At 68.5% G+C, this 15,030-nt stretch carries 17 protein-coding genes; 7 read left to right on the plus strand and 10 right to left on the minus strand.

Features of this window, described 5'->3' with window-relative positions; genetic code table 11:
• Window positions 1-33 precede the first annotated feature (33 nt).
• The 3 genes from J5V16_RS09565 to J5V16_RS09575 form a co-directional block, all read right to left on the minus strand.
• Window positions 34-1,353, minus strand: coding sequence for a DUF418 domain-containing protein (locus tag J5V16_RS09565; RefSeq protein ID WP_208495900.1), 1,320 nt, complete (start codon window positions 1,351-1,353; stop codon window positions 34-36).
• Window positions 1,354-1,475: 122 nt separating this feature from the next.
• Entirely contained in the window at window positions 1,476-2,015 is a 540-nt protein-coding gene (locus tag J5V16_RS09570) for a GNAT family N-acetyltransferase (RefSeq protein ID WP_208495902.1), read from the minus strand.
• Between the two features lie 92 nt (window positions 2,016-2,107).
• On the minus strand, window positions 2,108-3,415 hold the full coding sequence (locus tag J5V16_RS09575) for a heparan-alpha-glucosaminide N-acetyltransferase domain-containing protein (protein ID WP_208495904.1): 1,308 nt from the start codon (window positions 3,413-3,415) through the stop codon (window positions 2,108-2,110).
• 227 nt (window positions 3,416-3,642) lie between these two features.
• Between J5V16_RS09575 and J5V16_RS09580 the strand changes: the two genes are divergently transcribed.
• Together J5V16_RS09580 and J5V16_RS09585 are read left to right on the plus strand one after the other, a co-directional pair.
• Entirely contained in the window at window positions 3,643-4,317 is a 675-nt protein-coding gene (locus J5V16_RS09580) for a response regulator (RefSeq protein ID WP_208495906.1), read from the plus strand.
• Window positions 4,314-5,465 carry a sensor histidine kinase gene (locus tag J5V16_RS09585; protein ID WP_208495908.1) on the plus strand — a complete coding sequence of 384 codons (1,152 nt, stop codon included), beginning with the start codon at window positions 4,314-4,316 and terminating at the stop codon, window positions 5,463-5,465. Before J5V16_RS09580 ends, J5V16_RS09585 begins: the two co-directional genes overlap by 4 nt.
• Before the next feature lie 132 nt (window positions 5,466-5,597).
• On the opposite strand, the gene J5V16_RS09590 is transcribed toward J5V16_RS09585, so the two are convergent.
• The 7 genes from J5V16_RS09590 to J5V16_RS09620 all read right to left on the minus strand — a co-directional run bounded on the left by J5V16_RS09590 (window position 5,598) and on the right by J5V16_RS09620 (window position 11,986).
• Window positions 5,598-6,188, minus strand: a complete 591-nt coding sequence (locus J5V16_RS09590) for a maleylpyruvate isomerase family mycothiol-dependent enzyme (RefSeq protein WP_208495910.1) — start codon at window positions 6,186-6,188, stop codon at window positions 5,598-5,600.
• Between the two features lie 141 nt (window positions 6,189-6,329).
• Complete coding sequence (locus J5V16_RS09595) at window positions 6,330-6,932, minus strand: TetR/AcrR family transcriptional regulator (RefSeq protein ID WP_208495912.1); 603 nt, start codon at window positions 6,930-6,932, stop codon at window positions 6,330-6,332.
• A gap of 195 nt (window positions 6,933-7,127) precedes the next feature.
• A complete protein-coding gene (locus J5V16_RS09600; protein WP_408612398.1) occupies window positions 7,128-7,985 on the minus strand; it encodes an alpha/beta fold hydrolase in 858 nt (285 codons plus the stop codon).
• 45 nt (window positions 7,986-8,030) lie between these two features.
• Window positions 8,031-9,026 (minus strand): NADP-dependent oxidoreductase, encoded by a 996-nt coding sequence (locus J5V16_RS09605; RefSeq protein WP_208495916.1) that lies wholly within the window; start codon window positions 9,024-9,026, stop codon window positions 8,031-8,033.
• A gap of 180 nt (window positions 9,027-9,206) precedes the next feature.
• A complete protein-coding gene (locus J5V16_RS09610; protein ID WP_208495918.1) occupies window positions 9,207-10,640 on the minus strand; it encodes an MFS transporter in 1,434 nt (477 codons plus the stop codon).
• A 195-nt stretch (window positions 10,641-10,835) separates the two neighbouring features.
• Complete coding sequence (locus tag J5V16_RS09615; protein ID WP_208495920.1) at window positions 10,836-11,249, minus strand: hypothetical protein; 414 nt, start codon at window positions 11,247-11,249, stop codon at window positions 10,836-10,838.
• 236 nt (window positions 11,250-11,485) lie between these two features.
• Window positions 11,486-11,986 (minus strand): hypothetical protein, encoded by a 501-nt coding sequence (locus J5V16_RS09620; protein ID WP_208495922.1) that lies wholly within the window; start codon window positions 11,984-11,986, stop codon window positions 11,486-11,488.
• A 241-nt stretch (window positions 11,987-12,227) separates the two neighbouring features.
• Between J5V16_RS09620 and J5V16_RS09625 the strand changes: the two genes are divergently transcribed.
• From J5V16_RS09625 to J5V16_RS09645, 5 genes are read left to right on the plus strand one after another with little or no spacing between them, the layout of a single operon-like run.
• Window positions 12,228-12,596 carry a YbaB/EbfC family nucleoid-associated protein gene (locus tag J5V16_RS09625; protein ID WP_208495924.1) on the plus strand — a complete coding sequence of 123 codons (369 nt, stop codon included), beginning with the start codon at window positions 12,228-12,230 and terminating at the stop codon, window positions 12,594-12,596.
• Window position 12,597: 1 nt separating this feature from the next.
• A complete protein-coding gene (locus J5V16_RS09630; RefSeq protein WP_208495926.1) occupies window positions 12,598-12,915 on the plus strand; it encodes a type VII secretion target in 318 nt (105 codons plus the stop codon).
• Window positions 12,912-13,601 (plus strand): WXG100 family type VII secretion target, encoded by a 690-nt coding sequence (locus J5V16_RS09635; RefSeq protein ID WP_208495928.1) that lies wholly within the window; start codon window positions 12,912-12,914, stop codon window positions 13,599-13,601. Before J5V16_RS09630 ends, J5V16_RS09635 begins: the two co-directional genes overlap by 4 nt.
• Window positions 13,602-13,606: 5 nt before the next feature.
• Window positions 13,607-14,362, plus strand: a complete 756-nt coding sequence (locus J5V16_RS09640) for a DNA/RNA non-specific endonuclease (protein WP_208495930.1) — start codon at window positions 13,607-13,609, stop codon at window positions 14,360-14,362.
• An 11-nt stretch (window positions 14,363-14,373) separates the two neighbouring features.
• Complete coding sequence (locus tag J5V16_RS09645; protein ID WP_208495932.1) at window positions 14,374-14,928, plus strand: hypothetical protein; 555 nt, start codon at window positions 14,374-14,376, stop codon at window positions 14,926-14,928.
• Window positions 14,929-15,030: the final 102 nt, after the last annotated feature.

Raw genomic sequence — 15,030 nt, forward strand, 5'->3', positions numbered from 1 at the left:
ATGGTTTAGGCGCTTGTCGTGCGTTCCGCCGTCTCACTTGAGGTATTTCACCGGTTTGGTGGTGAGGTTGAGCAGGTACTCGAGCGGGCCGCGCTTGAAGAACAGGGACCAGACCGCGGCGAACACGATCGCTCCGAGGATGAGCGTGAGCACCGGGATCCAGGACCCGCGGACGCCGCCGCCGGGCAGGGCGAACCAGGTCATGACGACGAAGTGGCCGACATAGGCCGTCAGGGACATCGTGCCGACCGCGACGACCGGCTTCATCAGGCGGCGCAGGCGCGGCAGTCGGTCCATCACGAACGTCGCACCCACGATCACCAGGATCGCGATGCCGACGCTGCCGATGATGTCGAACGTGGTGCCGCTGTGCGGCCCCGCCACGAACAGGTCGCGGACCGATGGCTGGTACTCGAACGACCCGCTGTCCATCGGCGGCTTCGACGAGCCCGACCAGGACCCGGAACCAGAACCCGACCAGGACCCCGAGCCCGAGCCCGACCACGAGCCGGAGGACCCGTCCTCGGCCATGCTGCGCAGCGCGCCCTTGCCCGCCAGCAGCAGCGACAGGCCGTACGCCACCGCCGTGAGCCCGGCACCGAGGGCGGCGAGTCGCCGCTGGTTGGCGGGGGCGGACAGGTCGACGCGTCCCAGGGCCATGCCGGCGACCACGAACGCGATCCAGGGGATCGTCGGGTAGAAGCCGGTGAACAGCAGGTCGATGACGCCTACGCCGCTGAGCTTCTCCAGCGGGTCGTACGCGTCCACCGTCTGCTGGAACGAGCCGCTCAGCAGCGGGCGCACGACGAACGCCAACTGCGGCCCGACGATCGCGAGCGCGGCCGCGGTGATCGCGAGCGCCTTCCCGCTCAGTTTGAGGAACAGCATGGCGACGAGGAAGTACACCCCGTAGAAGCCGATGATGATGACGTCGCCGAAGAACTTCGCCAGGAGCGTGCCGAAGGCCAGCAGGACGATCGCGCGGATCGCTATGCGCGCCTTGGCTTTCCGCCCGGAGAGGCCGGTCTTCGGTGCCTTGCGGCCGGCGATGAGCATCAGCGAGAAGCCGGCGAGCGTGGCGAACAGGACCGACGAGTGACCGTCGGCCATGTACCGGACCCAGCTGCCGACCCCGCTCGTGGTCGAGAGCATCGGTCCGACGTGCACGATGTACATGCCGAACACGGCCAGCGCGCGGGCCAGGTCCACCCCGACGAGGCGTCCCATCGAGGCGTCGCCTTTCGAAGGGGGAGCGGTCATGGCGGGGTCGTCGGGCTCGCCCGGGGTCCGGGGCGAGGGCGGTGCGTGCTCCTGAGGAGTCGCTTTCTCTTGCGGCGGTTGCGAATGCGTCATGTCTCCACTCTGTGGTGAAGGAACGGCGCGAACCACCCGGCAGTTCGCGGTTTCCGACTCGCCGATCGGCGGGAACCGCGACCCCGATCGGCGGGGAAGCCGGGTCCGGCTTCCCCGCCGTCTTACGGCCGCATGACCTTTTCGAACCTGAAGAACCCCTCGCCGTCCGGCTCCTCGGGGTGGTCCTCGTCGGCTGCCGCTCCATGCGGGTCGTGCGGGTCGGGGTGGTGTTCATTGAAGAACTCGACGATGTGGAATCCGCATTTGTTGACGTAGAAGTGGATGTTGCGCTGCTCGAAGTAGGGCGTCCCGGTCTCCCACACCTCGGTCTGCGGGTACGCGGCCTCGATCGCCCGCCACGCCTTGAGTCCGATCCCGAGGCCGTGGTGCTCCGGGGCGATGTAGAAGAAATCGAGCGAGTTGTGTTGCGTCCCTTCGTCGATCTGCAGCACCGCGCCGCCGATCTTCTCCCCCTCCAGCAGCACGTGGTACACCGCCGCTCCGGGCGCGCGGAACGAGGCGCGCACGTCCTCATCGGGAGGGATCGGCACCTCCTGGCCGCCGATGCCGTAGGCTGCGGCCTCTTCGGTGAACGCCCGCTGCAGTTCCTTTCGGAAGGCCGGGAGGTCGGCCTCGTGAGCACGGGCGAGAGTGACGGTCATGTCGTGCTCCTTGTATCGAGTGGAGGGAAGCCGCTGGGCCGGAGCGAGTGCTCCGGCCCAGCGGCCCCCCGTTGCGACAGCGCCGCAGTCGATCAGCGCATCAGTTTGGCGGGGCTCGTGGCCCACTGCATCGCGTATTCGAGCGGCCCGCGCTTGAAGAACCGGGACCACACGAAGGCGAACACGATGCCTCCCACGCAGAACCAGCCCCACACCGCCAGTGCCGCGGTGACCGCGCCGCCCTCGCTGTTCGACGGGACGTGGTTGAGTGCCCAGAGGTGGGCGACGTACAGGGTCAGGGACATCGCACCGGCCGCCGTGATCGGCGTCAGGAGCTTGCGGGCGAGGGCTGAGCGGTCGAGCAGGGCGACCGATCCGACGATGACCAGCATCGCGATGCCGATGTTGCCCAGCAGCTCGAACGCGGTGCCCGAGTGCGGCGAGGCCGAGAGCAGGAACTGCAGCATGTCCCGCGACCAAGGATCGAAGCCGCTCATCGAATCGGACCACGTGCCGGATGAACCGCTCATCCCGGACGAGCCCGAGCCCGTCGAAGCGGACGCCATACCCGAACCGGAGGAACCGGAGCCGCTGCCGCCCATGCCGCCTCCGGCGAACAGGACCTTCTGCAGCACCCACGAGAGTCCGTAACCGGCCAGCGCCAGGCCGGCGCCGACCGACGCCATGCCGATGCGCACCCGTTTGGCGGACAGGTCGAGCTTGGCGATCGCCATGCCCGCGAAGATGTACGCGAGCCACGGGACGGCCGGGTAGAGGCCGGTGAACAGCAGTCGGCCAAGGCCGTCGGCGCCCATGCGGGTGATCGGGTCGTGCGCGTTCAGCGCGGTGACGAAGGCCGGCTGCGCCATGGAGATCCAGTAGAAGACCACGGAGCCGACGACCGCGAACGAGGCCGAGAGGACCGCCAGCGTCTTGACGCCGCAGCGCGTGAACGGCAGCGCGAGCAGGAAGAACAGGCCGTAGAACGCCAGGATGACGATGTCGGTGCGCAGCCAGAGCGTCAGCGCCGTGCCGAGGGCGATCAGCAGGACCGCCCGGATGACGATCTTCACGATCCGCTGCCGTCGTTCGAGCGCGGGCGGCGTTCGGCGGCCTCCCGCGAGCAGGACGAGCGACAGGCCGGCCAGGACCGCGAACAGGGCCGACGCGCGGCCGTGCGGGATCTGCATGATCGTGTTGACGACGGGGTTCTTGAACTCCTGCATCGGTCCCACGTGCGCGTAGAACATGCCGAAGATCGCGAGAGCCCGGGCCAGGTCGAGCCCCAGCACGCGGCCGAGCGTGCCGCCTCGCTGCGGTGTCGGTTCGGGCGGCGTCTCGCGGCCGGTGCGGATCAGCCGCAGTGTCCGCTCGCTCCGTACGGTGTCGGTGTCAGTCATGGATACAGCCTGCGGCGGCGCGGGCGCACTTCCCATCCGGCGAAGGTCCGGCGCGCTGCCGCAGACGGCGGGAACCGCTCCCTCCTGGCGGGGACCGCTCGCCCGCCGACCGTCCGAAGGACCCCCGCCGACCGGCGGGAAACGCCGCGGAACGGCTGCGACGCGAGCGCGACGAGGTCCGGGCGTGCTACGAATCGATCCGTGGAAACGACAATGGAGGAGCGGCCGTGATCCGGGTTCTGATCGTCGACGACGAGGCGCTGATCCGCAGCGGTATCGAGCTCATCCTCAACGCCGCCCCGGACATCGAGGTGGTCGGCGCGGTCACCGGCGCCCGCGCGGTGGCCGAAGCCGAACGGCTGCACCCCCACATCGTGCTGCTCGACATTCGAATGCCCGATGTGGATGGTCTGACCGTGCTCGACCGCATGCTCGCGAGGCCGTCGCCGCCCGTGGTCGCCATGCTCACCACGTTCGACAACGACGAGTACGTCGCCGCGGCCCTCCACCGGGGCGCGGCCGGTTTCCTGCTCAAGGACACCGCTCCCGATCACCTGGCCCTGCAGGTGCGCACCCTCGCCGCCGACGGCGTGGTCCTCTCCCCCAAAGTCACTTCGACCGTCGTCGACGGCTACCTCGCGTCGACCCGCAGGCAGCCCGCCGACACCGTCCTCATCGACACCCTGACCGATCGGGAGCGGGCCGTCCTCGTGCACCTCGCGGACGGACTGTCCAACGCCGACATCGCCGCCCGCCTCTACCTCGGCGTCGGCACCGTCAAAGACCACGTCTCGGCGATCCTCGCCAAACTCCAGGTCGCCAACAGGGTCCAGGCCGCACTCATGGCCGAACGCGCGGGCCTGCTCGACAGCGCCGATCCCGACAAGGGCGAGCGGCGATGACCTCGCTCGTGGCTCGCATCGCGGCCTGGTGGCACTCGGGCTCCCGCTGGCCCGCCGTCCTCCTCGACGTCGCCCTCATCGCCGTGGCCGGGGCCGACCTGGCGTTCAATTACATGCCCGGGAACTGGTGGGACGACATCGTCCTGGTGGCCGGCGTGCTCGCGCTGGCCGTGCGCCGCCGGTTCCCGCTGGCGGTCTTCATCGCCACGCTCCCGATGCCGTTGCTCATGGGCCAGTCCGCGGCATCGCTCATCGCGCTGTTCACGGTCGCGTCCGCGACCCGGAACCGCTGGCTGCTGAGCGGATGCGCCCTGGCCTACGCGGGCTTGACCATCGCCCCGTGGTGGGGAGGCGGCGACATCCTGGCCGAATCGGCCTGGCCGGTGTGGGGCGTGTACTCGCTGGCGCCTGCCGGAGCCGCGGTGTTCCTGGGCCAACTGCTCCAGACGAAGCAGGAGCTGTCCCGCCGCCTGGAGGAGATCAGCGAGGTCCGCGAACACGAGCAGGCGCTCGCGACGCAGAAGGTGCTCGCGCAGGAGCGCGCCCACCTGGCCCGCGAGATGCACGATGTCGTCTCCCACCAGGTGAGCCTGATCGCGGTGCGGGCCGGAGCGCTCCAGGTGAGCACCCGGGAATCGGTCTCGGTCGAAGCCGCCGACACGATCCGCACGCTCGCGGCGCGCACCCTGGACGAGCTGCGGTACATGGTGGGCGTCCTGCGCGCCGGAGGCGGCTCGGGGAACGGCCTCGCACCCCAGCCCACGCTCGACCAGCTCGGCGAACTCGTCGCCAACGCCGGCATGGAGGCGCACCTCGAGACGGGCCCGCTGCCGGAACTCAGCCCCCCGGTTCAGCGCGCGATCTACCGCACCGTCCAGGAAGCACTGACGAACGCCCGCAAACACGCCCCCGGCGCGGCAGTCCACATCCAAGTCGCCCAAGACGACGGCGCGGTCCAAGCAGAGGTGGTCAACGCGGAGCCGGTACGACCTGTAGTCCCCCTGCCAAGCGCAAGGCACGGCCTGATCGGCCTCAAACAGCGCGCGGAACTGCTGGGAGGAACCTTCGAAGCGGGGCCGACGCTCCTCGGAGGCTGGAGGGTCGCGCTGCGCGTGCCCTTGAAGTCGATGGCCTTAGCAGGTCGATGACGGCGCCGTCATCCACCGGGGCACTCGTTGTCGCCGCCGCTTCTCGGGATGCATTGGGCGGGGTCGTACTCGCCGTGAAACTTCTCGGATTCCTCTAAACGGACGGACGAGGATCGAGCGCCGTGGCGCACGTCAGTCGTCCAGGGCGGTGACGGCTTCGGGGTCGCCGGTGAGTTCGGCCAGGGCGGCTTCCCGACGGCCGCTGAGGTAGAGGAGCAGTTCTACCGGGGCGCCGGTGAGGACGGCTCCTCCTGCGGGACCGTAGTGGCGGGTTTCGCCTGCGGGCGTGCGCAGTTCGAGGCCGTGGGGGCGGATCTTGCGGGCGGTGCCCCAGGCGGTGAGGCGTGCGGTGGCCCAGGCGATCTTGTCGAGGTCGGGGCGGTCGGTGCGGGGCGCGAGGCCGTTGGCGCGGCGGATGTCCTCGTGGTGGATGAGGTATTCGGTGCCGTTGAGCAGGTTGCGCAGGCCCGGGATCCGCCACGGTATGAGCGGGGCGCCCGCGCGGAGGCGGGCGGTCAGGGCGGGAAGGCCCTTGGCCTTCTCCACCGTCAGCTTGGGCTCGGTCCATTTGGAGAAGTGCTCGCGCAGCACGAGGTGCGCGGCGAGGTCGAGCGTGGTCCAGCCTTCGCAGAGTGTCGGAGCGTCGGGACCGAGGTCGTCCAGCAAGTCGCACAGGTCGAGGCGCTCCCGCGCGTCCAGCGGCAGTTCACGGGTGGTGCTCATTCGTTACCTCTCGAAGGTCGTGACGGTGGCGATGAGGAGCGGGGCGGTCGAGGCGGCCATGCGGGGGTGCCGGGGCCGTCGTCGCCCGCCGAATCCGACAGGCCACCGCACCGAACGAGTGGCGCCCTTCGGTGTCTCAAGTCAGCGGGGCAGCAGCACCTGGAGCTGCTCGCGGATTTCGCGGAGTATGTCGTCGACGGATCGGTCGATGTTGACCGTGACTGCCATGCTGATGAACATGATCGCCGCGATGATGTGCGCGAGCGTCGCCGCGGTCTTGAGGTCAATCTGCTCATGGCGTTGGAGCACGGCCGTGATGGCCTGCTCGGTCTGGACGGTGAGGTCGAGAGCGGCGCCGTGGTGGGGTTCGCTCGGGTCGCCGAAGACCATCTCTCGCAGGTAGGTGCGGCCGTTGTCGACCTGTTTGCGGTTGCACGCGACGACCGGGCCGATGATCGCCATCACCGCTTCGAGCGCGTCGGGAGTGGTCTCGGCGGCGGCCGTGCCCTCGCGGAGCGCGTCCGCATAGGTCGAGTTCTGCACGAGCAGCAGCAGCTCACCCTTGTTCTTGGCGTACAGGAACAGGGTGCCGGCGCCGATGTCGGCCTTCTCGGCGATCTGCTGGGTGGTGACCTCGTCGACGCCGTGCTCGGCGAAGAGTTCGCCGGCGGCTGCCATGATGCGGTCGAGCTTCTCCTGCTTGTTCCGCTCACGTCGCCCGACCCGTTTCGGGGCGGCTGGCATGGGTGCATCCTTCGTGAAATCGTGTGACCGCACGCGGTCACGGGTTCGGCCGTCGTCGTATGAGCGCCGGTGCGCCGGTCGATTCTCCCACGTCGGCTCCGACCCCAACGATTCGCGAGGATGCTCCGAGCGGCGCCGGCGCCCATGCCCTCCGGCTTCCTGAGGTGGATCGGTCTCAGTCGGTCCGGGCGGCGTTCACCGGTTCAGGAACGCGGCGGCGAGCGGCGCGAACCGCTCGTGGAACTGGAAGACGCCGCCGTGCCCGGAGTCCGGGTAGATGACCAGCTCGGAGCCGGGGATGCGGCGGTGCATGTCCTCGGACAGGACCGAGGGCACCATGCGGTCGTTGTCGCCGTTGGCGATCAATGTCGGCTGCGTGAGCTTCGAGAGGTCGTGCGGAGTGCTGCGTCCCCACTTCTTGATGGCCTTGAGCTGGGTCTGGAAGCCTCGCAGCTTCATCGGTGCATCGCGGTTCTCGGTGCGCGCACCGGTGGTGCGCTCGACGTACGCCTTCGCGGCGGCCTTGCCGACCTTGTCGCGGTTGAAGAACAGGAATTCCCGCGGGTCCGAGCGCGTCAGCGTCGCTCTGAGGATGTCGAGGTAGGTCGGACCGGCGACCTTGTCGATGTCCTTGCCGCCCTTGGGACCCGTTCCGGTGAGCACCAGTCGGCGGACCAGGTCCGGGTGGGCGGCGATGAGCGCCTGGGCGACCATCCCGCCCAGGGAGAACGAGAAGACGTCGACCTGGTCGAAGCCGAGTGCGGTGATGAACGCGTAGGCGTCCTCGGCCATCGCCTCGACCGTGTCGGGCACCTCGCCGGCAGTGGCGCCGACCCCGCGCTGGTCGAAGGCGATGACGTGGCGGTCCTTCGCGATCGCGTCGACGATTAGCGGGTCCCAGTAGTCGAGGGTCGCTGCGAGGTGGACGAAGAGCACGACCGGGATGCCGCCCTTGGGTCCGAGTTCGCGGTAGACGAAGGCGACCCCGTTGCTTGCCGTGATGGTGTTCGTCGGCGCCTCGGCGTACGACGTGACCGGTGTATGCATATTCATGATGACTCCTGCGTGATTGATCGTTTTGACGGCCGGTTGGCCCGGTCAGACTTTTACGGCGACGGTCTTGCCTCGGATGCCGCCGTGCCCGAGGGCCCCGAGGGCCGCGGGGATCTGGTCGAAGGGGACGGTCTTGCCCACGATCGGGCGTATCGCGCCCGAGTCGATGAGGGCGGTGAGCTCGCGGAGCTGGTCGCCGCTGGCGTGCATGAACAGGAACTCGTAGGTCACGCCGAGCTTGCGAGCCCGGCGGCGGATGCCGGCGCTCAGCGCGCTCGTCGCCAGGCGCAGTGCCGTCCCGGCACCGATCTCGCGAGCGAACGCCGCGTCCGGCGGTCCGGCGATCCCGATCGCCTTGCCGCCGGGGCGCAGGATGCGCAGGGACTTCTCGAGGTTGGCCCCGCCGAGGCTGTCCAGCACCAGATCGACCCCGCCGAGCGCCTGCTCGAAATCCTGCGTGCGGTAGTCGACGACGACGTCGGCGCCCAGCTCGCGCACGAACTCGGCGTTCGGGGCGCTCGCAGTGGTGGCTACGGTGGCACCGAGGTGCTTGGCGAGCTGGATCGCGATCGACCCGACCCCTCCGGCCCCGGCGTGGATGAGGACCTGCTGCCCGGCCCGCAGACGGCCCCGCTCGACGAGGGCCTGCCAGGCCGTCAGCGCGACCAGCGGCAGCGAGGCCGCTTCGCCCATGCTGACCGAGGTGGGCTTGCGCGCCAGATCGGCCTCGGCAACCGCGATCCGTTCGGCGAAGGCGCCGATCCGGTGATCGGCGGCCCGGGCGTACACCTCGTCACCGGGCTGGAACCCGCGGACCTTCGAGCCGACCGCGACAACGGTGCCGGCAAGATCGTGGCCGAGGACGAACGGCGGCTTGTACGGCAGGATCTGCCGAAACTCGCCCCTGCGGATCTTCTCGTCGAGCGGATTCAGCCCGGCGGCCTCCACCTCGACGAGCACCTCCCGCTCGGCTACGACCGGCTCGGCCACCGCCGCGAACTCCAGCGGGTCCTTGTACCCCCCGACCACGAACGCCTTCATGACACCTTGCTCCTACTCCGAGGCCGCGCCCCGCCGACTCAATCTGAATTGACTCAATAATGACTCGACTCAGTAATTTTGTCAAGCGAGGTCGCTGAGGACCACATCACTCCCGGACACGTCGAAGGGGCCGGCCGCCCCTCAAGGCACTGAGCAGCTGCAAGAAAAACAGCTGTCGTGCTAGACCTCCAGATGCTCGCGGTCTCCGGTCCCGTCCGCCGCATCCGCTTCGGTGGCCGTGGCGGTCGCGGTGGGCACGGTGGCCTTCGCCGCCCGGTAGCTCTCGCTGAGCTGGCGGTACTGCGGAGTGAGCAGCGCGATGCAGCCGAACGCGGCCGTGGCGACGCCGCCGATGAGGAGGATCAAGGCGATGCCCCGGCTGTCGCCGGTGCCGAGCAGCCACTCCCACTGCCGCTGACCGGCATCCGTCTCCATGTACGGGATGACCAGCAGTTCGGCGACCGGGGCGATCACCAGCGCGGTGACCGGCGCGGCGGCGGCCTCGAAGGTGACCGCGAATCCAAAGACGCGGCCCTGCTTCTCGAACGGGACGACGCGCTGGATGACGGTCTGCTCGGCGGCCTCGGCCGCGGGCATGAGCGCCATGAACAGCCAGACGCCGGCGATGTACAGCCAGGCCCACTCCCGGACGGTGGAAATCGCGCCCGCCGCACCGAGGACGATGACGACGATCAGGATCGTGCGGATCGGGTTCTTGCCGATGCCCCGCTTCGCGACGATCGCGCCGCCGGCGATGAATCCCGTTGAGGCCACCGCGAACCAGATGCCCCAGCCCTCCACACCGAACATGTCGATGCCGTACGGGTCCATAACGGCCATGGCGACTCCGCCGAAGAGGTTGTTGAGCGTGGTGAACAGCACGAGCGCGAGCAGGCCAGGCACGGCCCGCACCGCGAGCCAACCGCCGCGGACGTCCACCCAAGCCTCGCTCGTCTCCGATCCGGAGGGCCGCTCCTCGGGAATGCGCAGCGGCACCAGGTGGACGAGGGTCAGCGCGAGCGCGCCGATGCCGATCACGAGCGTCCACCCCATGCCCAGGAATCCGACCGACAGACCGCTGAACACGCTCGTCACCAGCATCGCGACGCCTTGGACGGTGCCGACCATGCCGTTGGCGTTCGCGTGGCGCTCCTCGGGCACCAGCAGCGTGACGGTGGTCGACAGCGCGATGCCCCGCAGCTGCTCCACGACCGAGCCGGCCAGCATCACGACGGCGAAGACCCAGAACCAGGGGAGCCCGAGGTCCTTGATGCCGTCCTCGCCGATCGCGAAGAAGAACGCCGCGTCGAGGACGAAGACCGCGAGCGCGGCGAGGGTCGCCCACACCATCACGGCCTTCTTGCGGAACCGGTCGACCAGGGTCCCGAAGAACATGCCGAACAGCGACAGGAAGAGCATGTACGACGCGCCGATGACGCCCGTGGCGATCACATTGCGCGTCTCGACGTAGATCCAGAACGTCAGCGCGAACCACAGGAAACTGGTCGTCACATTGGCGATCGCGGTGTTCACCAGCACCTGGAGGAACGTCCGGAACCCGTCCTCGGGCACGTCCCGTCCCGTCACGGGCCGCTGCGGGGTCGACTCGGTCATCGCGGTGGTCCTCTCGACAGATCCGGTTCCCATCGAACCGTCTCACCACCTATGACCGACCGTACGCCCGGAATTCATCGGTGGTGCTGAGTCGAGAAGGTCAAGCAGGCATGGCCGCACCCGCCTGCCCCAGATTGCGGACGACCTGAGCCGGGTGTGCTGGGCGGGGCCGCTGCGCGGCCCCGCCCACCGTGACTAGACCGTCGTGGTCTGGGTCGAGCCGGACCACCACTGGCCGTCGGCGTGGTACACGACGTACCAGGCGATCCGGTGGCCCTCCGGGAAGTCCTTGTTGCACACCGTCCACCCGGCCGATGGGGCGAAGTTGTTGGTGCAGTAGCCCTCGCGGTCGCCGTCGAGGTCCCACCAGGTGATCTTCACGACGTAGTTGGCCGAGCCGTTGTTCTTGAGCCAGATGTAGTCGCCGTACGGCTGGACGCAGCCGGACACATAGCGGTTCTCGACGCACTCCCTGGAGCTGTCTTCGTACCAGGTGACGTTGGTCGTCCAGTCCTGCTCGTACGCGGCGAGCGCCGGCGTGGCGAGCCCTAGGACGGCGAAGAGGGGGATGGCGAGTGCGACGAGGAGCGCCGCGAAGCGGTTGCGCATGGAGGATGCCTTTCTGATGGTCGTGCCGCGATCCAAGTCGGGCGAAGGCGGCGAACGCGTTCGGCCCCAATGGATTTGGACCGAGCGCTCAACCAAATACGCAGCGGCCCGGGCCTAGGGTTGCCTGCAATGCCGGATTTTCCCGGACACGCCCGCGACTCGCGTATGTCGACGACCGTGGTCGCGCCGCGCTCGCGCTCCTTACGCGGCCGTCTCACCACCACAGATCCGCTGCGCTAGCGCGCCTCAGGGTAGAACGCGATGATCGCGGTGTCCCCGGAGACCGACATGAGGGTGTATGCGAGCAGCTCGGTCCCATCGGCCCCGCCCGAGGCGCCGCCGCCCCCGACGCCGAAGGACGTGCTGCTCATGCCGTCTCTGAGGACCAACGTGACGCCGTCATCGGTGATCGCGGTGACCTGCACGGTGCCGACGTCGAACTTGTCGTCGAACCCGATGCCCGTCCCGGCCTCCACGACCACTTCACAAGTGCCGTCGAAGCAGGCGTCGAGGTCGGTGCCATCGGCCGCTTCAAGCGGGGTGTCGTCGATCGGTCGGGCCTCCTCGGTCGGCGAAAGCTCCTCAGTCGGCGAGGGCTCCTCCGTGGGGCTGGGCGCTTCGGTGGTCGCGACCGGTTCGGAGGTCGAAGCCTCCTCAGCGGGTTCGCCGCTGCCGCAGCCGGTCACAGCCAGGACGGCGACGACTGCGGCGGGAAGGGCGATCAAGTTGCGGCTCATCAGAACTCCTCGGGCTGAACGGCACGGTGCCGGTGCCGTCTTTGTAGCCCGGCGGGCCCGGGAGGGGTCCCGGCCCACGCGGAACGGCCTGACGAGCGCGTTCTGGATCGGCCGCTCCTCGAGCCCTGATCCTGCATTCCAGTCTGCCGCAGCGCTTCTGGTGCGCGAGCCAGTACTCAAATGCGAGCATCAGTCACTTACTCTCGGTTGAGCGAACACGAAGGGGACGGAGGCGAATCCCATGCCGGACATCGAGGACGCGCGGCGGCAGCTGGACGAGTGGCGGGACCGGATGGTGGCCCACGCCGAAAACCTGCAGGCGGCCAACACCGAGCTCGCAGCGGTCGAGGCCACGTATACCGATCCGAACGGGGTCGTCACCGTCATCGTCGACTCCTCGGGGAACCTCAAAGACCTCACCCTCTCCACTCGGGTGCAGCGCCAAGCCCCAGACGTCACCGCCCGCCAGATCAAGGAAGCCCTCACAGCCGCGAAGGCCCTGGCCGCACAGAAGACCCAGGAAGTCGCCTCGCGCCACTTCGGGGCCGACTCGCCGACCACGAGAGCTCTCGTCGAGAACGCCGGTTCCGGCCGCTCCGAGGAGAACTGAGATGGGTGAAGGGTTCCAGGTCGACCCCGACCAGCTGCGCCAACTGGCCGCCCGCTTCTCTGGTTTCACCTCCGAATTCGATTCGATCCTGTCGGCCTCCCAGGCGATCTCCCAAGACGACGAGGCATACGGGCTGCTGTGCGAGTGGATCCCAGCCATTCTGGAAGACCGCCACCAGGCTTTCGACGAGATGGTCCGTTACGGGCAGGAGAACATGGAGCTCCTGTCCGGAGCGATCACGGGAACCGCCAACAGCTACGAGAGTGCCGACGACGACGCGGCACTGGACTTCGAAGCACTCGGGGAGAGCCTGGAATGAGCGATCTCGTCGCCTCCCCGGCACCCGACCCGACACAGCCCTTCAAAGGCATCTCCGCCATGGAGACCGGCTACGACCTCGCCCAACAGTTCTCCGAAGGCAACTGGGTCCAGGGCAGCCTCTCCATCGTCGGCGCCGGTCTCGAAGTGGCGGGAGCCGCCCTCGACCCGGTCGGCTATCTCTTCTCCACCGCGGCGTCGTTCCTGATCGAGCATTTCGAACCCCTCACGGAAGTGCTCGACAAGCTCACCGGCAAACCGGATCTCGTCGCCGCGCACGCGCAGACCTGGTCGAACATGGCAGAGCGGTTCAACACGCTCGCAACCGAGCTCGACGGGTTCGCACGCGAGCTCTCGAGCGAGTGGGTCGGCGATGCGAAGGACGGCTACCTCACGACCATGGACGCGAACGTCGCCGGGACCGCCGCGCTGGCCGGAGCCGCTGCGGCGATGGCCGCGGCGACGCAAGGGGCGGGGACTCTCGTTGCGGTCACCCGGGAACTCGTGCGGGACATGATCGCCGAAGCCGTCGGGCAGGCCATCAGCATCCTCATCGAGCTCGTGTTCCCGCCGCTGGTCCTCGCGAAGATCCCCGCGCTCATCCTGAAGTGGACGGGCCGGATCCACGGGGTGATCACCGACCTCTTCGACTCGCTGATGGCGCTCAAAGCGCTCCTGGGGGTCTGATCCACATGCGACGCTTCATACGACAGACCCTCGGGCTTCTCGTGCTCTCGGCCGCCCTGCTCGTCCGCCACTCCAACTCCGGCTCCAACCCCAGCAACCCGAATCAGGGCGACTTCCAGGTCGTCGACCCGACCGCCACCGGCGGACAGCGCACCGTCACCGGCATCCTCGAATACTCCGGCGGGCAGTTCCACGCCGGCCGGGTGCGGGAGGTGCGCACCGGCAGCACCACACCACGCGACCGCAAGACCAACGACAACGACAACGACTGGTCGCAGCAGGACCCGAAACACCAGCCCCAGTACGGCGACCTCGACAAGCACGGGCGCGCCACCGGCATGAGCATCACCATGAACTGGCAAGTGCGCGAAGACATGCGGCAGGAAACCGACCCGACCAGGGCCAAGGACATCCCTCCCGGGATGGTCGGCAAGATGAACAAGGGCCACCTCCTCGGCGCGCAGTTCGGCGGCTCGAACTTCGACGCGCGGAACTTCACACCCCTCTACCGGCCGGTGAACTCGCCGACCATGCTCGGTGTCGAAAACCAGGTCCGGGACTACATGAAGGCCAACCCGAACGAAGACGTCACGTACTCCGTCACGCCGAACTACCCGCCGGACAACGCAGACGGCACCCCGAACTACATCCCGGAGAGCGTCACCATCACCCTGACCGACTCCAACGGGAATCCGATCCAACTGGAGCACCCCAAGGGTAATAAGGTCGACGTCGTGACCATCGACAACAAGAAACCCTAGGAAGGCAGGGCATGACCGACATCGACGACCTCCGCGACCTCCTGGGCGCGCCCGCGTACAGCGGCCCTCCCTTCAACTGGGAAGCCGCGAGTGCCGCGATCGGCGCGAACATCCCCGCCGACTTCCGGGCGCTGGTCAACGCATTCGGACCGGGTGACATCGGCACCGACGTCGTACTACTGGCACCAGGGCACCCGGACTCCGACTACGACCAGATCGGCGTCCACCGGGAGCGCCGCGCCGGTCTCGCCGAGATCTGGGAGACCGAGCTCGACGGCCCGCCCGAGTTCATCTCGAAACCGGCCGTGTTCAACGAGCCGGGCGTCGAGCCGGTCCTCTGGGGTTACTCGACCCTGGGCTACTACATGTACTGGGTCGCGAAACCCGGCCAGGACCCCGCCTCGTGGCGACTCGCACTCGACGTCGCGCGCGACGGCAGCTGGGAATTCCACTCGGGCCCGGTCACGAGCTTCCTGCTGGGCCTCCTCCGCGGCCAGATCACCTCCAGGCACCTCTACTTCCTTTCGGAGACAGAGCAGCACACCTTCACTCCCGCACCGGAGTAGCCACCGCCTTCGCCACCGCGAGACGTCGCCCCGATGCGGCGGGGCCTGGGGCTGGTGCCCGCCGCCGCATCGATCTAGCCGAACACGACACCGCACCGAGTT

It is taken from the genome of Glycomyces niveus (assembly GCF_017592475.1).
Classification (GTDB): domain Bacteria; phylum Actinomycetota; class Actinomycetes; order Mycobacteriales; family Micromonosporaceae; genus Glycomyces; species Glycomyces niveus.